Raw genomic sequence first — 25,025 nt, forward strand, 5'->3', positions numbered from 1 at the left:
CTGCCAACCCTGTGTTTACAACTCTCTCGCCCGTTGTCGCTTCCCCAACCCACGATTTGGTCAACGCCATTAACGCTCTCAAACAAGAGCTAAATGCTGTTGTTTTAGCGCACTATTATCAAGAGTCTGACATTCAAGATGTAGCCGACTACATTGGCGATTCCCTGGGGTTGTCGCGCCAGGCAGCAGACACCCGCGCCGATGTGATTGTATTTGCGGGGGTACATTTCATGGCTGAAACAGCCAAGATTCTAAACCCCGATAAGCAAGTCTTGCTGCCCGACCTCAACGCAGGCTGCTCTTTGGCTGACAGTTGCCCTCCCGACGCCTTCGCGGCATTCAAGGCTGCACACCCCAACCACTTGGTGATTTCATACATCAACTGCACGGCCGCCATCAAGGCCATGAGCGACATTATTTGCACTAGCTCCAATGCGGTCAGCATTGTGCAGCAGCTGCCGCCTGAGCAAAAGATTATTTTTGCCCCCGACCAAAATCTGGGCCGCTACGTGATGCAGCAGACCGGCCGTGACATGGTGCTGTGGCAGGGTAGCTGCATGGTGCACGAAACGTTTTCCGAGAAAAAGCTGGTACAGCTTCAGATGAATCATCCCCAGGCTGAGGTAATCGCCCACCCCGAGTGTGAAGCGGCGGTGCTGCGCCATGCCCATTTTGTTGGGTCAACGACGGCCTTGCTCAAGTACGCCCAGCAGAGCCCCAAGGCTGAGTTTATTGTGGTGACAGAACCAGGCATCATTCACCAAATGGAGAAACAGACCCCAGGCAAGGTTTTTATTCCGGCACCACCCACAGCATCCTGCGCCTGCAATGAATGCCCACACATGCGCCTTAACACCTTAGAAAAGCTCTATCTGGCGATGAAGTATCGCCAGCCCGAGATCGTTTTAGATCCAGAGCTTCAGCGCCAAGCACTGAAGCCTATCCAACGGATGCTAGACCTTAGTGCGCCTTCATTCAGGTAACCTTAGGAGCCCTGAACAAAGCTCTTTAACTCGGCAGCAAGCTGATCAATTAGGCTGTCATGGTCTGTATCCAAGGAACTGCTGTCCTGCTCGATGCGCTGTACGACATCATCGGGCAGGTCAAGCAACGACACCAAACGGTTGTAGGCATCTGCTTCCTGTTGGTTGATCAGCTCCTCACCGGGAGTACGGGCACTAGCACTAATCACCTGGCGGCCTAATTTAAGCACCAGCTCTCGCTCAGCAGGGCGAGTAAGCTTGGGCACCAGTTCTTCAAGCGGCAGGTTTTGCATTAAGTAGTCGCGCAACTCATCCCGCAGCGCAGCCTGTTGACCAGCATCGCTGGCAAATAGACGGCTGAACTGATCGAGCATGACACCCACTTCTTCGTCGGCCAAGTGGCCGTCGCTCCAAGCCATGGTCGACGCAATGCGCAGCAGAGTCATCTGGCTGGGGCTGATGGACGGGGGCAGGGGAGGTTGAATAGGCATAGCAATCTCCGGGGTAGTGAACTACGTCGGGCAGCTGATGATGACAACCTACCACGGGGATTTGGAGGGGTTGGTTAACTTTAGCAATCTCTACAAATTCAGGTAGACAAAAGGCAATTTGCTACATCCGGCCTGCCAAATGGGTCAGCTGGCGAGTGTTCTTGAGGTGCAGCACAGAGCGGGCATTGTCTTCAACAATCCAGCCTTTTTCGACTAGCTTGGCCATAATTTTGTTGGCTTCTTCATGGGTGATGTCGGCCAAGTCGGCAAGGTCTTTGCGGGGAATGTTGAACAGGTCAACACCGTCCTCTACTGGCTCACCGTAGGCGGCTTGGATCGCCGTTATGGTGGCAGCTAGTTTAACTGCAGGGGGCTGATGACGTAGCTGGAAGCGCAAGTTGGTCTGACGCAACCGCTGCACCATAATTTGCAGCAGCCGATGGTGTAGCTGGGGGTCTTTAAACAGGGTTTGAAGAAATCGCTGCGCTGAGATGCTCATCAGCCTGACAGCGGTCATGGCGACGACATCGGTAGAGCGGGGTGACTCATCTAGGATGGCCATTTCTCCAAAGAAGTCGCCTCGGCCCAGCACCGCCAGCGTAATAGAACTATCTTCAACGTGGCGGCGAACCTTGACCCAGCCGGCTTCTATAAAGTAAACGGCATTGCCCCAGGCATCTTCCATGACTACAGCTCGGTCGGCTGGATAGTCATGGCGGGTGGCTACAGACAGCAACCACTCTACGGTTTCGGGGCTCGCCCCTTGAAACAGCGGGTATTGTTCGCTCAGCGTATCAGCTTGCATAAAAGGCATGATTAAAGGGTGACGGCTCAGGACTAGCTAGGCAAGACCACGATTGGCCTATATTTGTCCATGGTACCCAGAATTGTAAATCGACCGAAATAGCGACACTACCTGGGCAGTCCGATCGCACTGACAACGTCACTCAGGGGCGATCGCAGTGCCTCTACATAGCTGGGCCAACCCACTACAATGGGCTGGTGATGAGCTAGGGTCTGGGGAGCTATATCGGGCTCCGTAAATCGAATCGGCTGCCCAGCCAGATCGCAGCAGACTAGCCCGGCCGCCGCGGCTAAGGCCAGGGGACCTGTGGTATCCCACAGCTTGACGCGACCGTTGAGGTAAATATATAGGCCCGCTTGGCCAGTAATTACCGCCAGCACCTTCAGGCCAAAGCTGCCCAAAGAGAGAAATTGAACTGTGGGAAAACGGCGGGCGATCGCTGCGCCAAACCGACGCTCATCCTTGTCGCCAATTACCATAGACCAAGCATTGGTTGGGTCAAAAACAGGCTCTCGGGGCGTCAGGGGCTGAGATGCGCCACCGTCCGTCTGCTCAAACAAGCCCCAGCCAGGACCGCCCCACACCAAATGCCTTGACACCGGCGCATAGATCCAGCCCGCTTGGGGTACGCCATCCACGACTTGCCCCACCATGACAGCGTAGTGGTCTCCGCCTTGAATAAATTCGTCAGTGCCGTCAATGGGATCCACGAACCACAGGGTGCGATGGCCGTTAAGAGTCAGCCCCTGACCATCGCCCTGCCAAAACTGCTGTACCGTGGCCCGGTTTTCTTCAGTGATAATGCTGTCGTCTGGAAAGATCGCCTGCATACCCGCTAGCAGTTTTTGATCTAGCAGCTGATCGACCGTAGTGACATAGTCGTCCACGCCTTTTTCAAACACCTGAAACGAATGCTTGGGCTGCTGGCTGGCATAGTCACCACAGGCAATCAATAGCTGATGCAAGGCCGACAGATCGGCGGGGCGGATGGGCGACATACCAGGCTAGACCACAGAACCCCGATACTGGGGAGGTAGAGATAGATCAGGGGCGATCGCCCAGTCCGAGGATCTGATCACTCCGTTAGTGTAATCTGCCCGGTAGCAGAACACTACCGACCATAGACACAAAAAATGGGCTGGTCAGCACAAGCTGACCAGCCCACTTCAGGAACGCGATGCAGACTTACTGAAGCACCAGCTTGACGTTGGCGTTCTGCAGACCAGGACGCTTAACTTCAGCCAGGGTCTTGTTGACTGCGTACTTTTGGTTGATGGAGTTGATCAACTCAGTCTGGTTGTGCTTTTTGGCCACACCCCAGAGGTCAGCGATCAGATCAAAGGAGCCATCGGCATTCCGAGACCAACCCAGATCGTACTCACCATCCAGAACGGCAACAAGGTCGGCGCGCACACGCTGGCCGTTGTAACCGCGAACATCAGCTTCGGTCTTAGTGGCAATACCCAAGTCAGACAGCGACTGCTTGAGAATCTCAGCATCGGTCACTTTCGTGCGAAGGGTGCTGAAGTGAGACATGGTGTTTCCTCCTGTAGGGAAAATTGAGAGAGACAACGAGGTTTGAGAGAGACAAAACCAGTTAGCCACGGGCTATCTGGATACCAACTGCTAGCAAACGCTAGCCCTTCCCCCGGATACCGCCGGGAGGAAAGCCTTTAAAACTCCATCCGCTGATATTCAGCGACGGAGGCTGCCGCCGGACGTGCCCGCTGGCGGGCCCAGTCCCGCAGGGCAGTCACCTGCTCACTCATGGTCTTCGACAGCGGCATCGTAGCGCGAATGGCCGCAATAATGTCGAGCTGAGTGAACTCACGTCCTTGGGCAAATGCTTCATACATGGCCGAAATCAGCCCCTGCTCGATTTCAGCCCCAGAAAATCCATCGCAGACCTTAGTCAACTGGTCTAAGTCAAAGCGCTCAATGTCGCGACGGCGCTTTTGCAGATGGATTTGAAAAATATCCTTACGCTCTTCTGCATTGGGCAAGTCAACAAAGAAGATCTCGTCGAACCGGCCCTTGCGCAGAAACTCACTGGGCAGCTTCTCAACTCGGTTGGCCGTGGCCATAACAAACACTGGGGACGTCTTCTCCTGCATCCAAGTGAGGAAGGTGCCAAAGATTCGGCTTGAGGTGCCACCGTCAGAGTCGGAGGAGCCGCCAGCTCCACCAAAGGCTTTATCAATTTCATCGATAAATAAAATGGCAGGAGAAATTGATTCGGCGGTGCGCAGAGCGTTGCGCAGGTTGGCCTCAGAGCGGCCCACCGTAGAGCCGTCGTACACTCGACCCAGATCGAGGCGCAGCAGAGGCAGGCCCCAAAGCCGAGAGGTAGTTTTAGCGATTAGCGACTTGCCACAGCCTGGCACCCCCAAGATCAGCATGCCCTTGGGTTGGGGCAGGCCGTACTCCCGCGCCCGCTCGGTAAAGGCATCAGAGCGCTGCTGAAGCCAGTGCTTGAGTTCTTCGAGACCGCCTACGGAGTCTAGGGTCTCATCCACATCCATAAACTCGAGAATGCCGTTGCGACGAATCAGCTGCTTCTTCTCAGAGAGAACGATGTCAACCTCTTCGGCGGTGAGACGCTTAGCCATCACCCGCGCCTTGCGGTAGACTTTCTCAGCCTCATCGCGGGTAAGGCCTAAGGCGGCCTTCAGCAGCTTCTCCCGCTCTTCGGTAGAGATGCTGTTGCCGCGAGCACGGTTCATCTCCGTGGAGAGCACTTCGTCGAGTTCTGCCATATCGGGCAGCGGGAAGTCGAGCAGAACAACCTCTTTCTCAAGCTCAATGGGGATTTCCTGTACCGGCGACATGAGCACGATAGTTTTGCGAGTGCCCTTGAGCGCAACGATGGAGTCACGCAGACAGCGAGTTACCGCTGGGGAATCTTTGAAGGGGTGTAGGTCTTTGAAGATGAAAATGCCGGGTTCTCGCTGCCGAATAACCCATTCCACCGCCGCCTCAGGGGAAACCGTGTTGTTGTTTTGGGTACCAGTTCCTTGGGAGCCAACCTCAACCATGCCTCGGGTCATCGTCCAGGTAAAGACTCGCATAGGAGCCTTAATCTCAGGATCCCTAGCAAGATGACGCGCCACGGCGGCGATGGTTTGCTCAGCCCGTTCTTCCTCGAAGGTGACCAAATAGATCAGAGGATATTGGGCTTGTACCAGTACATTCAAATCCTCTCGCATGACCATATCCCTTCTCAGGTGTGTGGGGCAGTGAAACTGCTGTCTAGCTAACTACAACCAGAGCAGCCAAATCTGTACCTAGCAAACAACCAGCTCTCCTTCCTCGCGGGAACCGGGATTGGCAACAACCTCAGGCACAATGGCATCACCTAGAGAACCACCCTGAGCCGCGCCAACGCTAGCAATCTCAACCAGCTCACCTTCACGCAGCACCACAGGGGATGCACAGCTCGGACAGCTGTGAATACGATGGGTCTGACCGAAGGAAGACTCTAGGCTCTCAGCAACTATGTCACCGTGGGCCAGGTAAAAATCAATGGCGCGCTTAGCAATGGAAGACATCGCTTCGCCCTCGACAGCAGAGCGAATCTTTAACTGACGGTGCAGGTCGGGGGGTAAATACAGCGTGACCTTAGTAGCTTTCTGCTCTTCCATAGCGCTTTTCTAAATAGGTGTGACCCGGGTATGTAGTCACCTTAAGCGGGCTGCCCTAGGCTGTCAAGCCAGCATACTGTTATGACGTCATTTTTGTAACATTGCTTTACATGCAACAATGTTCCTTAACCTCTGTTGCCCAACCAACTCGGTGTGCCCGTGGTTCTAAACCTGAGTAGAGATAGGGTTTTGGCTAGGGCAGTTACGATTACCCTAGCGAGAGAATCGCCCTTTGAGCAGGGACGTAAACTTATACGACAGCCAGAGAATTCTCCTTGGGCAGGCCGATATGCTCGTTAGAGTGACCAGGCAGAGGCGATTTGCAGGGTTAAAGGTTCCCGCAGTTGTCGCTATGGTTATGGCTGGAAATCGGTTCTCACAGTGGGCTATGCCGCTGAGAGTAGGGAATGCTGTGGTTGTTCTGTATCTGTGTCTCCACTGACTATGAAATCTACTGCCGCCCAGGGTATACCTTCTATCCTAAGCTCCCAAGTAGCAACACCATTCTCGTCTCAGGATGGCGTCTTTCAGCAGTGGTACGGGGAGGGAGAAAGGCTAGCCGATGCTGGGGCCTACGATCGCGCCCTGCGATGCTTTGAAGAGGCTGCCATTCTTGCTCCTGACCAGGTAGCGGCTCTGGTTTATCAAGCGGTGTGCTTGATTCATTTGGGGCAGACTCAGCAGGCTTTGGGCGTAGCTGAGCGCATTTTGGCGATCGCCCCGGATCATCCCCAGGGGTGGCTATACCAAGGTGTCGCCTTGCATCGACTGGGCCGTTACAAAGAGGCCTACGCCAGCTATGCCCAAGTTAAGGCAGCCGATTAATTTTGGCCTACCAGGACCATCTCATTCTCTCAAAAGAGTACACTTGAACGCACGAAGATCATTCTCTGAGCGTTGGCTATGGTTGGGGTTGCATCACCCACAGCGGCGTTTCCTTCGTTGGAAACGGCCCTAAAACATCATTTTGGCTACGACCAGTTTCGCCCAGGGCAGCGATCGGTAATTGAGGCGGTGCTCAAGAACCAGGATGCTCTGGTAATCATGCCCACTGGGGGCGGAAAGTCGTTGTGCTACCAGCTACCTGCCCTGCTCAAGATAGGGGTGATGGTGGTAATCTCGCCGCTGATTGCCCTGATGCAGGACCAGGTCGATAGCCTGACCGATAACGGCGTGGCTGCCACCTGCCTGAACAGTTCCCTCGACTTCGCCACCATTCGCCAGCGAGAAGCCGACTTGCTGGCAGGCAAAATTAAGCTGTTGTACGTGTCGCCCGAGCGGTTGATGAGTCCGGGCTTTTTTGGGCTGCTGGGGCAGTTGATCCAGACCGTGGGGGTGAGCGGCTTTGCCATCGATGAAGCCCACTGCGTGTCGGAGTGGGGGCATGACTTTCGCCCCGAGTACCGGCAGATGTCGGTGCTGCGGGAGAAGTTTCCCCAAATTGGCGTGATGGGGCTGACCGCCACGGCAACTGAGCGGGTGCGGGTCGATATTGCCCAGCAGCTGCGGCTGCGCGACCCGCTGGTGCAGGTATCAAGCTTTAACCGACCCAACCTGTTTTACGAGGTGCGCCCCAAAAACCGCGACGGCTATCAGGAGCTGAGGCAGCAGGTCAAACAGCACCAAGGGTCTGGAATCATTTACTGCCTTAGCCGCAAGCGGGTCGATGAGCTGGCCCAGCGACTCAGGGAGGATGGGGAGTCGGTGCTGCCCTACCATGCCGGCCTAGCAGACGAGGTGCGACGGGAGAACCAGACTCGGTTTATTCGCGACGATGTGCGCCTGATGGTGGCCACGGTGGCCTTCGGTATGGGTATTAACAAGCCCGACGTGCGGTTTGTTATTCACTACGATATTCCCCGCAACATTGAGGGCTATTACCAAGAGAGCGGACGGGCGGGGCGCGACGGCGAACCGGCTCACTGCACGCTGTACCTGGCCTACGGTGATGTAGCCACGGCGGACTATTTGATTAGCCAAAAGCCCGATGAAGCCGAGCAGCGCATTGCTCGCCAACAGCTTAGACAAATGGTGGACTATGCCGAAACCACGGTATGTCGCCGCCGGGTGCAGCTCAGCTATTTTGGTGAAACCCTAAGCGAACACTTAGATGGACTGTGTCATCAGTGCGATAACTGTACTAACCCGCCGCCAGTAGAGGACTGGACTGTTGAAGCGCAAAAGTTTCTCTCCTGTGTGGCCCGCTGCCAGGAGCGGTTTGGCATGGCCCACATCATTGACGTGCTGCGCGGTTCAAAGAAGCAGAAAATTCTGGATCTGCGCCACGATCAGCTCTCAACCCACGGTATTGGCAAGGATCGATCGGTAGAGGAGTGGCGGTTGCTGGGGCGATCGCTCCTCCACCAGCGCTTAGTCGATGAAACCACCGACGGCTACCCGGTGCTCAAACTCAATGCTGCCAGTTGGCAGGTCTTGCGCAAGCAAATTTCTGTAGAGGTAGCAGTACCGAAGGACTTTACCCCTGGCCCTGCCGAAGCGTCCACGCTTGAGGATACCCCTGAGGTGGGCCAGCTTTTAACGGTGCTCAAAGCCCTGCGCAAAAAGCTAGCCGATCAGCAGAGTGTGCCCCCCTACGTCGTCTTTCCAGAGTCAGCCCTGCGGCAAATGGCCCAGACTCGGCCTCAGACCATGGAGGCCTTTGGCCAGGTCTCGGGGGTGGGTAGCCGCAAACTGGTCCAATATGGTGAGGTGTTTACCGATGCCATTCGTCAGTTTTGCGCCGACTACGGGCTAGAGTCCGACCCCGGAGCCGCGCGGGGCCGCTTGCGGCCGGCCCGAGAACGCCGTCAAACCGTGGGCGATACTCACCGCCAAACGCTGGAGCTTCACCGCCAGGGACTATCTGTCGAGGAGGTTGCCGCCCGGCGTGGTCTTAAAGCCACCACCGTCGCCAGTCATCTAGAACAGCTGATTCGCCAGGGTGAGACGGTGGATGTCGATCAGTTGGTCAGCGCCGATCGCCAGCGGGCTATTGTTGATGTGCTGGCAGAAATGGAGCATGGGTCGCTGACGGAAATGCGCGATCGCCTTGGCCCCACCTTTAGCTACGAAGATATTCGCCTGGTACGCGCCGCCTGGCAGATGGAGCAACAGCCATAGATCAAACCACTCTCAAACAAGCGGGTTCTCTGAGGAAGCCTGGGAGCTAGAGGGGGCAACTGACAGCTCTAGGGTGCTGAGCAGCTCTGCGAGACGGCTCTGATCGGTTAAATACAGATAACCAATCAGAGCCTCAAACGCGGTGGACTGCTGATAAATCTGGCTATCAACCCGTCGGGGACCACGAGATGAGGCATTGCGTCCTCGGCGCAATAGGTCTTGTTCAGCCGCCGTGAGCAGCGGCAAGAGCTGCTGTACCTGATGGGCCTGCTGCTCAGCTCGAACCTGGTTGACGACCTGCTGATGAAAGGCCTGAATACGTTTGGGGGGCAGCAAAAAACTCCCCCGCACAAATAGTTCATAGACCGCATCGCCAATGTAGGCAAGGGCTACGGGGGATAGGGCATTGACCTGCTCTAGGGTAAGGGACCCAGCAGGACTGTGGTCACTAAACTGCAGCAGCCACAGCAGGCTGGCCGAAGGCTCGGGGGATAGGTCTGCCACAGCTACCTCTGACTAGGCCAATAGAGACCTAGAGCTATTCACTGGGCGGGTTTTCGAGATGGGCGATCGCATCTTCCACTGAGGGCTGTAGCGACAGAAACTTCTCTAGCCGCACCAGCTTCACAGTTTGGGTAACGCGAGGGTTTGTTACCACCTGCACAGTGCCACCTTCGGTGGTCGCCTTTTTAACCAGCTGCACCAGGGCACCAAGACCAGAGCTATCGACAAAGTCGATAGTTGCCAAATCCAAAATGATATTGTTCGGTCCCGCTTCGACGTACTTGGTCATTACCTTGCGAAAAGCAGGTTCTGAGAAAGCGTCTAACAAGCCCGTGAGGCGAAAAAGTTGATAGGTTCCCCTGACATCGCGGGTGCCTCGTAAGCTTACAGTCAGGGTTAGAGATTCAGCGATGGGAAACCTCCTCGTGCTCCAATTCGACGTTAAATATAGGCCAGGATACTGCTGACCGCAAGGGGTGAAACCGTACCCCAACCGACGGACCGCAAAGCTCATAACCTGAGTCTGACTTGAGTCAGGGTTACTGCCCCACTGTAGACAGATAGCATATAGCGGTTTGGCTAAACTTTGCCAGCCTGATTGGGAACCCCCTCAAGTGGGCACCCATTACCATCAGACGGCTAACTGTTGCTGGCGATGGGTGCGCATGGAATCAACAAACTTGGCGAAGAGGTAGTCGGCATCGTGGGGACCAGGGCTGGCCTCAGGGTGATATTGCACTGAGAATAGGGGCAGAGTTTTGTGGGCGAGCCCGGCTACGGTCTGATCGTTGAGGTTGAGGTGGGTCACTGTAACTGTGTCTTCAGGAATTGAGGCCGCGTCGAGGGCAAAGCCGTGATTTTGACTGGTGATCTCCACCTGACGTTCTAAGCCGCAGGGTTGGTTTAACCCGCGATGGCCAAACCGCAGCTTAAACGTGGATGCCCCCAGCGAGAGCCCCAGGATCTGGTGGCCCATGCAGATGCCGAAGGTGGGCAGCGAGTGGTTCAAAAGCGCCTGCACCAGCTCTGGGGCCTTGGTCACTGCCGCCGGGTCGCCGGGGCCATTGGACAGGAAGATACCGTCGGGCTGATAGCTCATAATTTGCTCTGGAGTAGCGCTGGCAGGCACCACAATTACCCGACAGCCATAGCTAGCTAGGCGGCGCAGAATGTTGCGCTTTACGCCAAAATCAACGGCAACTACGGTTAGCGGAGCGCCTTCGCCTGGGGTCGGAGCAGTGGGGCCAAAGGCCCAGGCATCGTCGGTAACCTCAGTCCACTCATAGATTTGCTCGGTGGTGACCTGATCGACCAGATTAAGGCCGGCCATCGAAGGCGCGTCTTGCAGCTGGCGCAGTAGCTCCTGGGGGTCGAGCACAGCGGTAGAAATGGCCCCATTCATGGCCCCTGCCGTGCGCAGTTTGCGGGTGAGGGCGCGGGTATCGATGCCAAAAATGCCGGGAATCTTGTGGGTCTTGAGATAGTTGGGCAGCGACTGGGTGGAGCGCCAATTGCTGGGAATTTCGCAGATGTTGCGGGCGATCGCACCCCTAATGTGGGGCCGACTCGACTCCTCATCGTCGGGGTTAACGCCGGTATTGCCCAGCTCGGGGTAGGTAAACGTGACAATCTGGCCACAGTAGCTGGGGTCGGTCATGACTTCTTGATATCCCGTCATGCCGGTGTTGAAGACCACCTCTCCCATCACGGTGCCCGGTGCCCCAAACGACCAGCCTCGAAACACCGAGCCATCGGCCAATACAAGCACTGCGGGAGGGGCATCAGGGAAAACCATGGCGATTTGTTCAGCGCTAAGAATCGCTATTATCCTAAGGCCAAAGGCCAACTTTCAGCTATTACATCACTGACTAAATCGTTCTCCAGCTGCCCAATCTGGTGCGGTTCTCGATCCGCTTTGGTGCAAACACAGATCAACCGTGACGGTCACAGGATGTGAATGGGGCATCTTATGTTTTGAGACTAAGCACTTGAGCGACTGGAGCAGCTATGGAAAGAGCCTGGGCGATCGCTAATCGGTTTGTGCTGGCAACGATAGCCCTGAGTTTAGCGGGCTGCGACCTGTTGGCAAGTACGATAGTGCCAGGCATTCCCCACGAGGAGGCCATGGGAACCTCTCAGGCGGCGATCGCCCCTGAGCCAGTCGTTTTACCGATCGCTGCCGAGTCGGCTCCGGTGCCACCCTCCCCGACCCCAGATTCTTTTCGAGAGGCGGTGAATCGGGCTACTAGCGCTGTCGCCATTGGTCAGTCGGCCCAGTCTAAGGCTGATTGGCAGCTGGCCGCCAGTCGCTGGCAGCAGGCGATCGGCCTGATGGAGCAGGTACCCAGCAGCAGCCCCAACCACGCCCAGGCCCAAACCAAGGCCCAGGAATATAAGCAACACCTGACGGCGGCTCAGAACCGGGCCACGGGTTCTATCGTGTCAGCGGCAGCCCTTGCCCCTGCCCCCAAGCCGGTTTTACCGGCTGGGTTGGCAGCCCAAATCCCGATTCAGGGGCGGCAGGGGGGCACACCCATTGTGGCCGTCACCCTACAGGGCAGCAGCGGCGCTCAGACCTTCCCCATGCTGTTTGACACCGGAGCTACCGGCACCTTAATTACCGCCGAGATGGCCCAAGCGGTGGGGGTCATCGTTGTGGGCACAATCCAGGCCAGAATCGCTGACGGCAGCGTGGTGAGCCTGCCCGTTGGCTATGTGAATGCCGTTGAATTGGGTGGCCTCCGCCGCGAACAGGTAATAGTCGCCATCGGCGGCAGCCACGGCCTGTTAGGACAGGACGTCTACGGTGACTATGGCATCGCTATTGGATCTCACCAGATCAACCTGCACCAGTGAGAACAAATTTTTGGAGTAGCCTGGCCCGGAGCCTAAGAATGCGTGAGAATAGGCAGCAGGTTTTGCACTATCTTCACCTATGGCTGTCTCTGTATTGCCCGCCGCCGCTGCGGGGCTAAGTGAACCCACCTCGATCGCAATGGCGGCTCAAGTACAGGTGGCGGCAATCAACACACCGCTCGCTGACGTCGCTATTCCCACGGCCTATGTGGCAGGAACAGATAGCGGCAGCACGCCGCCTCTGCTGCTGATCCCTGGGTTTGACAGCTCGCTGCTTGAGTTTCGCCGGCTGCTGCCGCTGCTGAACCCCCAGGCCTGGGCCGTTGATCTGCTGGGGTTTGGGTTTAGCGATCGCACCCTCAGCCCCAATCTCTCCCCCGGAGCTATCAAGCTGCACCTGCACAGCTTTTGGCAGCAGCAGATTGGCCGTCCGGTGGTGCTGGTAGGGGCCTCCATGGGCGGAGCAGCCGCTATCGACTTTGCCTTAACCTATCCCGAGGCCGTAGCGGGTCTGGTGCTGATCGACGCCGCTGGCTTTGCCGCTGGCCCCGCCATGGGCAATTTGATGGTGCCACCGCTGGATAGCTGGGCCACCGCCTTTTTGCGCAACCCCAGGGTGCGGCGCGGCATTAGCCGTCAGGCCTACTTCGACAAAGCCTTCGTCACCACCGATGCGGAACTGTGCGCCGCCCTACATCTCCAGTGCCCCAGTTGGCAGGAGGCTCTGATTGCCTTCACCAAAAGCGGCGGCTACAACTTTTTGACCACTAAAATTCCTGAAATCACTTCCCCGACCCTGGTGCTCTGGGGGGAGCAGGACAAAATTTTGGGGACGAAGGACGCGCAGCGATTTGAGCGCGCGATTCCTAACAGCAAGCTGGTCTGGATTCCCAACTGCGGCCATGTGCCCCACCTAGAAAAGCCCCAAGAGACGGCGGCGGCGATCGCCCCCTTTGTCGCCCAACTCGCCCCCACAGCCTGACCCAACCGCTTGAATTTGTCCCTTGAGGGTGCCAACGGCCAGCAAATTTACCGCCAATGTTTCAAGATATGAATGAAGAGGCGCTTAGATCCTGGGCGCGATCGAGGCAACCCTAACCATTCTGGAGCCATCCGCAAACGGGTATGACGCAACTTTTTCCCCAGACCAGCACCATTGATGCCGACACCGACACTTCAGGGACCAATGGCACCGCCCCTGCTGCCCCCCTCAGCCCTTTTGCAGCCCGCCATTTGGGACCAACCGATGACGACACTGAGGCGATGCTCGCGGCTCTGGGCTACGCCACGTTGAATGAGCTGATCGACGCCACCGTGCCTGCGGCAATTTGGCTACCCCAGGCTCTCAAGCTGCCCCAGGGAGCAGACGAGGCCACAGCTCTGGCCCAGCTCAAAACCCTCGCCAATCAGAATCAAGTGTGGCGGTCGTACCTAGGTCTGGGCTACGCCAACACCTTCACCCCAGCGGTGGTTCAGCGCAATGTGCTTGAGAACCCCGGCTGGTACACCCAGTACACCCCCTACCAGCCCGAAATTTCCCAGGGGCGGCTAGAGGCCCTGCTCAATTTCCAAACCATGGTGGTCGATCTGACCGCTATGGAAATTGCCAATGCCTCTCTGCTAGACGAAGGCACTGCCGCCGCCGAGGCCATGACCCTGGCCTTTAACGCCCGTAAACAGAAAAACGCCAAAACCTTCTGGGTTTCCGCCGCCTGCCATCCGCAGACCATTGATGTGGTCAAAACCCGCGCATTACCCCTGGGCATTGAGGTCGTCGTGGGCGACCACCAAACCTTCAGCTTCGACACTCCGGTGTTTGGGGTGCTGCTGCAATATCCCGCCACCAATGGGGCCATTTACAATTACGAAGACTTTGTGACCCAGGCCCACGCCAACCATGCCCTGGTCACCGTTGCCGCCGATCTGCTTAGCCTTACCCTACTGCGTCCGCCTGGTGAATTTGGCGCTGACATTGTGGTCGGCAACACCCAGCGCTTTGGCGTACCCCTGGGCTTTGGTGGCCCCCACGCTGCCTTCTTTGCCACTCGCAACAGCTTTGCCCGCAAGCTGCCCGGTCGCTTGGTAGGCGTCTCTAAGGACACCTACGGCAACCCCGCCCTGCGCCTCACCCTGCAAACCCGCGAACAGCACATTCGCCGCGACGCCGCTACCAGCAATATCTGCACCGCCCAGGTGCTGCTGGCAATTATGGCCAGCATGTACGCGGTGTATCACGGGCCGGAGGGGCTGCGGGCGATCGCCTCCCACATCCACTTCCAAACCCAGACCCTCGCTGCCGCCCTCGCCGAAGCTGGCTTTGAGCTGGGCAAAGAGCCGGTGTTCGATACGTTACAGGTGACAGTGAGCGATGCCCAGGCCGCCATCCTCGACCGCGCCGCCGACCACCGCATCAATCTGCGCGTGCTCGATGCCCAAACCCTGATCGTCGCCCTCGACGAAACCGTTACCGACGCTGATCTTCAAGACCTCGTCACCGTCTTTACCGGCGAGCCCAATTCAAAATTCAAAATTCAAAATTCAAAACTCCCTCACCCCCTAACGCCCCCACTCCCCCACTCCCTCCAGCGCACCTCCCCCTACCTCGCCCACCCCACCTTCAACCGCTACCACTCCGAAACGGAGATGCTGCGCTACCTCTATCGCCTGCAAAACAAGGATCTCTCCCTAGCGACGGCAATGATTCCGCTGGGGTCATGCACCATGAAGCTCAACGCCACCGCCGAGATGGTGCCGATCACCTGGCCCGAATTTGGCCAAATTCACCCCTTTGCACCCGCGGAGCAAACCGCAGGCTACCGGCAGTTGTTTGCCAACTTAGAAACCTGGCTGGCCGAAATTACTGGGTTTGACGGCGTTTCGCTCCAGCCCAACGCCGGTGCCCAGGGCGAATATGCCGGTCTGCTGGTAATTCGTGAGTATCACCAACGGCGAGGCGACCACCATCGCAACGTCTGCCTGATTCCCCAGTCGGCCCACGGCACCAACCCCGCTAGCGCCGTTATGGCCGGCATGAAGGTCGTCCCCGTCGCCTGTGATGAAGATGGCAACATCGATGTGACCGACCTACAAACCAAGGCCGAAAAGCACGGTGAGAATCTGTCAGCCCTGATGGTCACCTATCCCTCTACCCACGGGGTATTTGAGGCAGGTATTGCCGAAATCTGCGCCATCATCCACACCCACGGTGGCCAAGTTTATATGGATGGGGCCAATATGAATGCCCAGGTTGGTCTCTGCCGCCCCGCTGACTTTGGAGCCGATGTCTGCCACCTCAACCTGCACAAAACCTTCTGCATTCCCCACGGCGGCGGCGGGCCAGGGGTCGGCCCAATTGGGGTAAAAAGCCACCTGGTACCCTACCTGCCGGGACACAGCCTAACGAGCGGAGTTGGCGGTAATCAGGGCATTGGCGCGGTGACGTCAGCCCCTTGGGGCAGCGCCAGCATTCTGCCGATCTCGTGGATGTACATTGCCATGATGGGCGGTGCGGGGCTGACACGGGCCACAGAAATTGCCATTCTCAATGCCAACTACATTGCCCAAAGATTGGCGGGGCACTACAACATTCTCTACACCGGGCAGAACGGGCGGGTAGCCCACGAATGCATTCTCGACCTGCGGCCCTTTAAAAAGTCGGCGGATATTGGGGTAGAAGATGTGGCCAAACGGCTGATCGACTATGGCTTCCACCCACCGACGATGTCGTGGCCGGTGGCGGGCACGCTAATGGTCGAGCCCACCGAAAGTGAAGCAAAGGCAGAGCTCGATCGCTTCTGCGACGCGATGATCGCCATTCGCGACGAAATTCGCGCCATTGAGAATGGGGAAAGCGATCGTGACAACAACCTGCTCAAAAACGCGCCCCATACGGCGATCGATCTGGTGTCTGACTGGGAGCGTCCCTATAGCCGAGAGCAGGCGGTGTTTCCGACACCGTTCACCCGCAGCGCCAAGTTTTGGCCAGCAGTGAACCGCATCGACCAGGCCTACGGCGATCGCAACCTGATTTGCTCCTGCATCGGCATGGATGCCTACAGCGAAGCCTAGGGGGTTTCTCGCCCTGGAAATTCTTCAAATTCGCTGCAAGCCGCAGCTTTGCCTTTAAGCTAAAGCTGTTCAGTTGCTAGACGTTCAACGTAATGGCTAATTCTCCGCAACCTCGGGTGATTTTTTTAGATGCGGTTGGCACACTGTTTGGGGTGGCGGGCAGCGTTGGCGCAGTCTACGCCGACCTAGCCCAGCACCACGGCATTGAGGTCGACCCTGCAGTCTTAAATCAGGCGTTTTTCCGGGCCTTTAAAGCTGCCCCAGAAATGGCTTTCCCCGGCAGCGACCCAGCCACAGTACCCGAGCAGGAGTATCGCTGGTGGCGGGTGGTTGCCCAGCAGACTTTTAGCAGTGCCGGGGTGCTCGATCGCTTCGTGGACTTCGACAGTTTTTTCGCCGACCTCTACGCCCACTTTGCCACCGCCGCCCCATGGGAACTCTACCCCGACGTGCCCCCGGCTCTCGATCGCTGGCGGCGGCGCGGCATCACCCTGGGGGTAATCTCAAACTTCGACACCCGGCTATATCAAGTGCTCGAAGAACTCAACCTAGCCCCTTATTTCAGCTCAGTTACGCTTTCGTCTGAGGCCGGGGCCGCCAAGCCCGACCCACTCATTTTTGCCACCGCTCTGCAAAAGCACCGCTGCGACGCCAGCCAAGCCTGGCACGTCGGTGACAGCAAAACCGAGGATTTTGAAGGGGCCAAAGCCGCTGGGCTGCACGGCATCTTAGTCAAGCGACCCGTGAATGGGTAGGAGTCTCTAGGTCACCTACCCACTTCTCTCAACCGACCAACCAGCGTCCTAAGCTCTAGTGCCCCTAAAGGCCAACTCAGCAGGGCCAGTCATATAGACCCGATTGTCGGTGGCTGACCACTCGATGTAGAGGGGGCCACCGGGAAGTTCGACCGTGGCGGCCCAATCGCACAACCCGTTCAGCACCCCTGCCACCAACGAAGCGCAGGCTCCGGTGCCACAGGCCAGGGTAATGCCTGCCCCTCGCTCCCACACCCGCATTTTCAGATAGTCGGGCCGCACTACTTGAATGAACTCAGTATTGATCCGCTGGGGAAATACGCTGTGGTGCTCGAACTGAGGACCAAGGCTTTCCAGCGCGATCGCCTCCACGTCCTCCACAAACGTAATGCAGTGGGGGTTGCCCATACTGACGCAGGTCACATCCCAAGTTTGCTCGGCTACCGTCAGCGGTACACCCACTACCTTCTCCTCTGCCGCCGCCAGAGTAGTCGGAATCTCCCGCGCTAGCAGATAGGGCGGCCCCATATCGACCGTCACCTGGCCATCGGGTTGCAGAGTGGGCGAAATCAACCCCGCTAGGGTGTGAATCCGGTAGGTGTGGGGTGCCTGGGGGGCTTTGCCATCGGCGGTTTCTAAGGTCTCTAGGAACTTGGCCATACAACGAATGCCGTTACCGCACATCTCCGGCTCCGAGCCGTCGGAGTTATAAATGCGCATGGTGTAATCAGTGCCCCCCTGCCCCGGCAGCGCGAAGATCACCCCGTCAGCGCCAATGCCAAAATGGCGATCGCACCACTGCACCGCCATCTCCGGGCTAATCACAGGCTCCACCTGGTGACGGTTATCCACCAAAACAAAGTCGTTGCCCAAGCCGTGGTACTTGCTAAATTCCATAACGCGCCGCCGCTGAATGAGTGAGACTTAATTATCGGCCAAAGTGGGGAGATGAGGGAGGTAGGGGAGATAAGGGAGGTAAGGGGATAGAAAAATTGAATTTGAAATAGCCTGTATTGAGATCGAGGCAGCCTCGATCTTCCCATCACCTTCCCCAACTCCTCATCTCCCTCACCTTTCTCATCGCCTCACCTTCCTTAACAAATTCCCTCCCCTTGTCACCTAGCCCTGCTAAACGGGGTACCGTAAGACCAGCATAAGTTCAGTGGCCTAGCACCATGTCTCAAGAATTTGCCACCGGGTTGCCGAGCGTGCGCCAGGTTCAAAATCTAATTCGCGATCATGCCCCGATTGAGGTCAAGCTCATCACCGGCGACGTTATTACGGGTCGGGTCGTATGGCAAGACCCCCAATGCATCTGCATACAAACCGAGGACCAGAGCAAACACCAAATCTGGAAGCAGGCCATTGGCTTCCTAAAATATTCTTAATTCGTCGCCGTGCCCCCAAGCAGTCTTCACACGTTCCTGTGGTCTGCCGAATTGATTGGGGCAAACTAAACCCAGGTGGATGCCTACCCCTATTGATATTCCGGTCCCCTAATTTCCAGTAAAAGCCGTTAATCCGCCAGTTTCATGGAGCTTTTGGCCAAATGACTATCGAAAAAATTGTTGAACAAGCCCTACAAGACGGCTACCTTACCCCCGCTATGGAGGCCGAAGTAGGTCGCATTTGCGACACCGCTGCTGAGCTTTCGATTGAAGAATATATGGCGCTCGATCGCCTGATGGGAGCCCTGCTGACCGGCGAAGTCGTAGCCGTGCCCCGCAAACAGTTCATCAACGTGATGGAAGAACTGGTGCTGACCGAGGCGATTTCGCGGGTGGCCGAGATCGAGTCTACCTCTGACAAAACCCTTGATTTAGGCGATATTGCCGCCTACGCCCTCAACAGGCTGCCGCCCCTCTACGCCACCACTGAAGAAGGCGCTAACTTTCAGCGGGAAAGTGCTCGCGGTGAGCTGTCTGCCCTAATTGCCGACCAGGTGCAGCAGGCCATCTCCCGCAACCTCGACAAGCCCGACTTCTACCCCGAGCGCCAGATCATCCAGAAGAAAACTGGCGACAACGTGCTCAGTCAAGTCAGCTCGCTGCTGCAAGACCACGCTCACAAGTTTGAGCCGGCACCCAAAGCGTAGCAAGTTTTCCAGGGTAGTAATCCCAGCTTTAGTCCCCTTTTTTTACCAGGGCCAGATCTAGCCAGCTTGGTGCGATCGCGGCCCTAGTTTATTTTTAAAGGCTAGAAGGGGTAGACCCGCGGAGCAATTAGCACCGTGAGTAGCCAAAAGGCCAGGTTAAAGGGAATGCCCACCCGCAGGAAATCGGTGAACTTATAGCCACCAGGGCCGTAGACCATGAGGTTGGTCTGGTAGCCAATCGGGGTGCTAAAGCTAGCCGAAGCGGCAATCATCAGAGCTACCACAAAGGGAATGAAGCTCACCCCCAAACTCTGCGACAGCGACAGCGCAATGGGAAACACCACCGCCGCTGCCGCGTTGTTAGTAATCACCTCGGTGAGGACGGTAGTCACGCCGTAAACAATGGCTAGGGCTACCCAGGGGTTGTCGCCAGCCAGGCCCAGCACCCCACTCGCTAGCACGGCGGCAGCACCGGTGACCTCCAGCGCCTTGCCCAAACCCAGGGCGGCCGCCACCACCACCACCACCGACCAGTCGATGGTGCGAAAGCCCTGCTGAAACGAGCAGCAGCCGGTGACCACAATCAGTAGGGCCGCTAGGGTAGCAGCATTGAGCATGTCCATCCAACCGAAGGTGGCCAGGGCCACCATGAGTACTAAAATCGCCAGGGCTATGGGGGCGCGATCGTGGCGCAGCGGGTCAGAGTTGGGCACCTCGCTGACCAGGTAAAAATCGCGGGAAGCCCGGCGCTCCTCCAAGAACGACGGATTGGCTTCCAACAGCAAAGTATCACCGGTCTGAAGCCGAATATCGCCAATTTTGCCCGACAAGCGCTCACCATTGCGACCCACCGCCAGCACCACCGCCCCATAGCGGCTGCGAAACTTGCCTTGGCGAATGGTAATGCCCACCAGCGGACAGGTGTTCGACACCACCGCTTCTACCAGAGTGCGCTCGGTACGAGGGGTATCGAGCTTAAATACCTGGTCGGTGGCGGGCTGTAAGCCTCGAATCTGATTGAGGTCGACAATCGAGTCGACCATGCCCACAAACACCAGCTGATCTTGCTCTTGCAGCATCTCTTGGGGGCCAATAGCGGTCAGCAGCCGCCCCCCTCGCTGAATTTCGGTCAGGTACAGCCCTGGCAGATGGCGCAGCCCAGCCTGTTCAACGGTTTTACCCGCCAGGGGGCTGTGGTTTTCGACCACCATTTCGACGGTGTACTCTCGTGGGTCGTCGGTGTCAGTAATGGCGGGTTTGCGCTGGGGCAGCAGCCAGCGCTGGGCTAAAACTAGCATGAGGGTACCGGCGATCGCACAGGGCACCCCCACCGGCACTAGATCAAATAGCTTGAGGCCGGGGTAGTCGGTTTCAGACACCAGCAGCCCGTTGACCACCAGGTTGGTACTGGTACCGATAAGTGTGCACATGCCCCCCATAATGGCCGCGTAGCTGAGCGGAATCATGAGCTTAGAAGGGCTGATGCGCAGTTTGCGGCACCAGTCGCTGACCACCGGGATAAACATCGCCACAACCGGCGTGTTGTTGAGAAAGGCGCTCATACCCAGCACCGGCAGAATGAGCCGCAGTAGCGCTGTGGTCTGCCCCTTAGGCAGTCCCAACACCGCGCGCGAAATAATATCTAACCCGCCAGTCTGCTGTAGCCCAGCCACAACGACGTACAGCACCCCTACGGTCATCATGCCGGGGTTGCTAAACCCAGCCAGGGCGGTGGCCGTATCGAGCACCCCAGTCAGCAACAAGATGGCTAGGGCCGCCAAAAAAATAGCATCAGCTGGCAGGGTGGTCAGAGCATTGAGCAAAAAAGCGCCCAGCGTCACTCCAATCGTTAACCAGCCTCCCCAAGTTAGCTGCTCCGGCAGCGACACCAGCTTTAGTTCAAAAGCACCCCCCACAGCGATGGCCAATCCAATGACCAAAGCAGCGACAAAGACACCTTTGTAAACTGTTTTTTCAACCAAAAACGTATCGTATCGCTGCCTGTCCTGAAGGGGATCGTATTCCATAAAAAAACCAACCGAGGATACTACCCAAACAGGGAAAAATGCAGCTACAGCGCCAGCTCGATCGCTGAAACTGCTAGCCGCTCTATCGGCGAATTGAGTCGATGGCCGCTGCAAAGGGAGTTGCCGAGCAACCATCTCAAACGAGGACAATTGTCGTGAAATTCATTTTGAATTGAAATAGGTTCTCACTCCATTCATCTTAACAGCGAGAGCACTGCGAATTAACCTGGCTTGGCGTTAGTCCCAGGCAGCGATCGCAACAACAGCGACCACAAAACCTTGCTTCTACGCGATCGGGGCGGCATCTCTGGGTTCGGTGTCGCCAATTGTGGCAAACGTAGGCCGCTGGTGACTCCAGGGGCTAACCTGTTCAAGCTGCGCCGCCAGGGTCAGTAAGGTGGCTTCGTCGGCAGGGCGACCCACCAGCTGCACGCCAATCGGTAAGCCGTTGGGGGCAAAGCCTCTGGGAATTGCCAGGGCGGGCTGGCCACTGGCGTTGAAGGGTGGACAAGGGGCCACCCAGTTGATGACATTTTCGAGCACTTTGGGCGATCGCAGCCCCTTCCACTCGCCAACTTTGATAGTGGGGTGCGTATACACCGGCAAAATCAGCACGTCGTAGGGCTGACAAAATTTCACAATCCGGCGAGCCACCTGCTGGAGCTTGGCTACCGATCGCAGGTAGGCACCGCTGTTGATCCGCCAGGCCCGCCAGTAGAGCCAGCGATTCATCTTCTCCATCACCACCCAGGGCACGCCCACCTCGGTCAGCACCGATTGCCACACCACTACAAAGGGCTCGATTAAGTCTTCCAGGTTGGGAAAGATCACCTCTTCGGCTCTGTGGCCCAGATCTTCGACCTGCTGCACAGTTTCGTAGATCGCCTGGCGGCAGATGGGGTCAACCTCGCCAATGGGGTCAAGACGGGTAGCATAACCAATCCGCAACGGCTTGGGCGGCGCATCCAGCCCAGCCAAGAATGAGGGCTCTGGATCGGGCAGCCAGTAGGGATCGCCCACTTCATAGCCGCTCAGCATATCTAACAGAGCGGCTGTGTCAGCCACAGTACGCCCCAGGGGGCCGTTGACGGCCAGCCCGTTGAGCCGCTCCCCCACGGGTGAAAAGCTAATTCGCCCCCGAGAGGCCTTCATGCCTACGAGACCGCAGCAAAAGGCCGGGCCACGCAGCGAACCGCCGCCATCCGAGCCTTGGGAAATTGCGCACAGTCCCGCCGCCAAGGCCGCCGCCGCCCCGCCGCTGGAGCCCCCCGGTGTGTAGTTCAAATTCCACGGGTTGCGGGCAGGCGGAAAGCCCGGTGGCTCAGTATAGGGCAGCGAACCAAGCTGGGATGTGGCGGTTTTGCCCAAAATAATCATCCCCGCCTGGCGCAGCTTGCCGACGATGTAGTCGTCTTCAGGGGCGATGAGATTGCAGGCGGCCTTGAGCCCATAGGCGCAGGCTACCCCCGCCACCGGGTTCAGATCTTTGACTGAGACTGTCACCCCAAACAACGGCGGCAAATTCTCAGGGTTGCTGACCAAGTGCTCGGTTTTAGCCCTAGCATCGGCCAGGGCCTGCTCTGCCATCACCGTCACGTAGGCCCCCAGAGACGGGTTGAGCCGCTCGATGCGCTCTAGATAAATTTCCGCTAGCTCCAGGGGCGAAATGTCTTTGTTGCGAATCAGCCGAGCTTGTTCGAGGGCGGGCAAGAAGGCAAGATCGACTGAATTCATAGCTACAGGGTTAAGGACTGGGGATTGTTTTCAATCACGTTGGCCAGATCCTTGAGAAAAGCGGCGGCATCGGCTCCATAGATGATGCGGTGGTCGCAGGTAATATTGACCTGCATCTGACGCTTGACGCCCATCATGCCGTCAGGGGTAGCGACCACCGTGGGGCGAGAGGCCCCGATCGCCAAAATCGACCCCTGCCCCGGTGGCAAAATCGCGTCGAAGCGATCGACTCCAAACATGCCCAGGTTCGACAGGGTAAAGGTGCCAGAGGTGTACTCGTCGGGCTGGAGCTGCTTGGAGCGCGATCGCGCCACCAGATCGGCCCAGGTGCGCGACAGCGAATAGATATCGTACTGGTCGGCATTCTTCAGCACTGGGGTAATCAGCCCGCCCCCTTCCATTGCCACCGCTACGGCAATATTGATGCCTGAGTGGTATTGGACGCCCTGGTCGGTAAAGCCCGCATTGAGTAATGGGTGCTTTTGCAGGGTGACGGCTACGGCCTTGGCCAGCAGCGCCGTCATGGTCACTCCCTTAGACTTGATTTGCTTGTAGAGCGCATCCAAACTGTCGGTGGTGATGGTGTAGCCCACGTGGTAAGTGGGTACTGCCAGGCTAGCCACCATGTTGCGAATAACGGCTTGCTGAAGGGTATTGAAGGGCACAACCTGTCCCAGGGGGGCGGCGCTGGGGGCCGGAGCGGCTGGGGCAGCAGCAGCAGCGGGAACCACAGGGGCAGCAGACACGGGTGGCACTACCGCTGCCAGGGGCGTTGCCACCGGCCCGGTAACAGTAGGATTTTTGCCCGCCGCCAGCTCCACATCTTGGGCCACAATGCGACCGTGGGGGCCGCTGCCCTGGAGAGTGGTGAGGTCTACCTTGAGGTCTTTGGCCAGCTTGCGGGCGCGGGGAGAAATGACCACTCTGCCGCTACGGTTGCCGGAGGAGGCCCCGTTTTGGGTGGCCGGGGCCGGAGCTTCGACCACGGCCACCGGGGCAGCGGCTTCCGGATTGGGGCTGGACTCACCCCCGGCGGTACCGGCTTTGGCAGCGGCCTGTTGTTTAGCGGCCTCAACTTCAGATTCGGTTTCGGCCAACAGGGCGATCGCCTCACCTACCGGGGCCGTGCCGCCCGCTTCCACCACAATGGCAGCCAAAATCCCCTCGTGGAAGGACTCCACATCCATGTCGGCCTTGTCAGACTCAACAATCACCACCGTTTCGCCCTTCTCTACCCGGTCGCCGGGGGCTTTCACCCAAGACACAATCTTGCCTTCGGTCATGGTTGAGCTGAGGGCGGGCATGAAAACTTCGCGAATCATGGAGGTGGCTTCCGAAACAGGGCTAAGACGACAGGGCAGTAGAGATGCCAAGGATTTATTCTATCCCCAAGGCTGAACCGTTCGAGCGTTTAAACGTTCAAACCCACGCAGGTGCCAACGCTAAAACGCTCTTAAACTACAGCTCGCCGCGAATCTCTTGAATGATGCCGTCCTTGATCAGAATTTCAACCTGGAGCTTGCGCACCAAGTTGTCACCCACCGACACATTAAAGAAGCTCTCGACCTTCCCTTGCTCCACTTCAGCATCTACCGCGAGGGTCTGCACTTCCTGAAGCTGTTGCAGACTCTGGTTTTTTTGCTGGAGCAGTTTGCTCTTATCTTGGTTGAGCTGGTTTTGAATGTTGCCCATCTGCTGCTGAATGGCGCCGCTGGCGGGCTGCCCTTCGGCCTGTTTTTGCAGTTCGGCTACCATGCGCTGGCCCTGCATTTCAAGCTGTTGCAGGCGACCGTCAACCTGGTTAATTTGAGCTTGCAGCTGCTTTTGGGCTTCTTCTTTCCACAGTGGGGTCACAATGGCTTTAATGTTGACCACCCGCTTGAGCAGCAGCGTTTGATTCTCATCCATAATCTTTGACGCAATAAAGAAATTACCAATACGGACTA

23 protein-coding genes are annotated in these 25,025 nt (G+C 57.4%); 9 read left to right on the forward strand and 14 right to left on the reverse strand.

Annotated elements, in window-relative coordinates:
* Positions 1-11 precede the first annotated feature (11 nt).
* A complete protein-coding gene (gene nadA, locus H6F75_RS22490) occupies positions 12-983 on the forward strand; it encodes a quinolinate synthase NadA (protein WP_190754700.1) in 972 nt (323 codons plus the stop codon).
* A 2-nt stretch (positions 984-985) separates the two neighbouring features.
* Here the strand turns inward: nadA and H6F75_RS22495 are convergent, their stop codons facing one another.
* The 6 genes from H6F75_RS22495 to H6F75_RS22520 form a co-directional block, all read right to left on the reverse strand.
* Positions 986-1,474, reverse strand: a complete 489-nt coding sequence (locus H6F75_RS22495; RefSeq protein ID WP_190754702.1) for a TerB family tellurite resistance protein — start codon at positions 1,472-1,474, stop codon at positions 986-988.
* A gap of 121 nt (positions 1,475-1,595) precedes the next feature.
* Positions 1,596-2,279: a Crp/Fnr family transcriptional regulator gene (locus H6F75_RS22500; protein WP_190754869.1), complete on the reverse strand. Its 684-nt coding sequence runs from the start codon at positions 2,277-2,279 to the stop codon at positions 1,596-1,598.
* 107 nt (positions 2,280-2,386) lie between these two features.
* Complete coding sequence (locus H6F75_RS22505; protein WP_190754704.1) at positions 2,387-3,277, reverse strand: inositol monophosphatase family protein; 891 nt, start codon at positions 3,275-3,277, stop codon at positions 2,387-2,389.
* Positions 3,278-3,464: 187 nt separating this feature from the next.
* Complete coding sequence (locus H6F75_RS22510; RefSeq protein WP_073606628.1) at positions 3,465-3,815, reverse strand: DUF1257 domain-containing protein; 351 nt, start codon at positions 3,813-3,815, stop codon at positions 3,465-3,467.
* Positions 3,816-3,952: 137 nt separating this feature from the next.
* Positions 3,953-5,485, reverse strand: a complete 1,533-nt coding sequence (locus H6F75_RS22515; protein ID WP_190754706.1) for an AAA family ATPase — start codon at positions 5,483-5,485, stop codon at positions 3,953-3,955.
* A 78-nt stretch (positions 5,486-5,563) separates the two neighbouring features.
* Positions 5,564-5,920 carry a hypothetical protein gene (locus H6F75_RS22520; protein ID WP_190754708.1) on the reverse strand — a complete coding sequence of 119 codons (357 nt, stop codon included), beginning with the start codon at positions 5,918-5,920 and terminating at the stop codon, positions 5,564-5,566.
* Positions 5,921-6,364: 444 nt separating this feature from the next.
* Between H6F75_RS22520 and H6F75_RS22525 the strand changes: the two genes are divergently transcribed.
* A complete protein-coding gene (locus tag H6F75_RS22525; RefSeq protein WP_190754710.1) occupies positions 6,365-6,745 on the forward strand; it encodes a tetratricopeptide repeat protein in 381 nt (126 codons plus the stop codon).
* 78 nt (positions 6,746-6,823) lie between these two features.
* On the forward strand, positions 6,824-9,040 hold the full coding sequence (recQ, locus tag H6F75_RS22530) for a DNA helicase RecQ (protein ID WP_190754713.1): 2,217 nt from the start codon (positions 6,824-6,826) through the stop codon (positions 9,038-9,040).
* A gap of 12 nt (positions 9,041-9,052) precedes the next feature.
* Here the strand turns inward: recQ and H6F75_RS22535 are convergent, their stop codons facing one another.
* From H6F75_RS22535 to carA, 3 genes are all read right to left on the reverse strand, one after another.
* Complete coding sequence (locus H6F75_RS22535; RefSeq protein ID WP_190754715.1) at positions 9,053-9,544, reverse strand: ribonuclease III domain-containing protein; 492 nt, start codon at positions 9,542-9,544, stop codon at positions 9,053-9,055.
* Positions 9,545-9,578: 34 nt separating this feature from the next.
* A complete protein-coding gene (locus tag H6F75_RS28585) occupies positions 9,579-9,956 on the reverse strand; it encodes an STAS domain-containing protein (protein WP_073606624.1) in 378 nt (125 codons plus the stop codon).
* A 219-nt stretch (positions 9,957-10,175) separates the two neighbouring features.
* A complete protein-coding gene (gene carA, locus H6F75_RS22545) occupies positions 10,176-11,339 on the reverse strand; it encodes a glutamine-hydrolyzing carbamoyl-phosphate synthase small subunit (protein WP_190754721.1) in 1,164 nt (387 codons plus the stop codon).
* A gap of 212 nt (positions 11,340-11,551) precedes the next feature.
* Between carA and H6F75_RS22550 the strand changes: the two genes are divergently transcribed.
* The 4 genes from H6F75_RS22550 to H6F75_RS22565 all read left to right on the forward strand — a co-directional run bounded on the left by H6F75_RS22550 (position 11,552) and on the right by H6F75_RS22565 (position 17,223).
* On the forward strand, positions 11,552-12,400 hold the full coding sequence (locus H6F75_RS22550) for a retropepsin-like aspartic protease (RefSeq protein ID WP_242020290.1): 849 nt from the start codon (positions 11,552-11,554) through the stop codon (positions 12,398-12,400).
* A gap of 79 nt (positions 12,401-12,479) precedes the next feature.
* Complete coding sequence (locus H6F75_RS22555; RefSeq protein WP_190754723.1) at positions 12,480-13,382, forward strand: alpha/beta hydrolase; 903 nt, start codon at positions 12,480-12,482, stop codon at positions 13,380-13,382.
* Positions 13,383-13,525: 143 nt separating this feature from the next.
* Positions 13,526-16,468, forward strand: a complete 2,943-nt coding sequence (gene gcvP / locus H6F75_RS22560; protein ID WP_190754725.1) for an aminomethyl-transferring glycine dehydrogenase — start codon at positions 13,526-13,528, stop codon at positions 16,466-16,468.
* Positions 16,469-16,560: 92 nt separating this feature from the next.
* Positions 16,561-17,223 (forward strand): HAD family hydrolase, encoded by a 663-nt coding sequence (locus tag H6F75_RS22565; RefSeq protein ID WP_190754727.1) that lies wholly within the window; start codon positions 16,561-16,563, stop codon positions 17,221-17,223.
* 48 nt (positions 17,224-17,271) lie between these two features.
* On the opposite strand, the gene dapF is transcribed toward H6F75_RS22565, so the two are convergent.
* Complete coding sequence (gene dapF / locus H6F75_RS22570; protein ID WP_190754729.1) at positions 17,272-18,120, reverse strand: diaminopimelate epimerase; 849 nt, start codon at positions 18,118-18,120, stop codon at positions 17,272-17,274.
* A gap of 278 nt (positions 18,121-18,398) precedes the next feature.
* Between dapF and H6F75_RS22575 the strand changes: the two genes are divergently transcribed.
* Both H6F75_RS22575 and H6F75_RS22580 read left to right on the forward strand, forming a co-directional pair.
* Positions 18,399-18,611 carry an RNA-binding protein hfq gene (locus H6F75_RS22575; RefSeq protein WP_073606618.1) on the forward strand — a complete coding sequence of 71 codons (213 nt, stop codon included), beginning with the start codon at positions 18,399-18,401 and terminating at the stop codon, positions 18,609-18,611.
* 161 nt (positions 18,612-18,772) lie between these two features.
* A complete protein-coding gene (locus H6F75_RS22580; protein ID WP_073606617.1) occupies positions 18,773-19,318 on the forward strand; it encodes a late competence development ComFB family protein in 546 nt (181 codons plus the stop codon).
* Positions 19,319-19,419: 101 nt separating this feature from the next.
* Here H6F75_RS22580 and H6F75_RS22585 read toward each other — a convergent pair whose 3' ends face one another.
* The 4 genes from H6F75_RS22585 to H6F75_RS22600 all read right to left on the reverse strand — a co-directional run bounded on the left by H6F75_RS22585 (position 19,420) and on the right by H6F75_RS22600 (position 24,987).
* Positions 19,420-21,345: an SLC13 family permease gene (locus H6F75_RS22585; RefSeq protein WP_190754731.1), complete on the reverse strand. Its 1,926-nt coding sequence runs from the start codon at positions 21,343-21,345 to the stop codon at positions 19,420-19,422.
* Between the two features lie 285 nt (positions 21,346-21,630).
* Entirely contained in the window at positions 21,631-23,079 is a 1,449-nt protein-coding gene (locus H6F75_RS22590) for an amidase (protein ID WP_190754733.1), read from the reverse strand.
* A 2-nt stretch (positions 23,080-23,081) separates the two neighbouring features.
* A complete protein-coding gene (locus H6F75_RS22595) occupies positions 23,082-24,401 on the reverse strand; it encodes a dihydrolipoamide acetyltransferase family protein (RefSeq protein ID WP_190754735.1) in 1,320 nt (439 codons plus the stop codon).
* Between the two features lie 136 nt (positions 24,402-24,537).
* Positions 24,538-24,987, reverse strand: coding sequence for a YlqD family protein (locus tag H6F75_RS22600; RefSeq protein ID WP_190754737.1), 450 nt, complete (start codon positions 24,985-24,987; stop codon positions 24,538-24,540).
* Between the last annotated feature and the right edge of the window lie 38 nt (positions 24,988-25,025).

The organism is Nodosilinea sp. FACHB-131, from assembly GCF_014695395.1.
Classification (GTDB): domain Bacteria; phylum Cyanobacteriota; class Cyanobacteriia; order Phormidesmidales; family Phormidesmidaceae; genus Nodosilinea.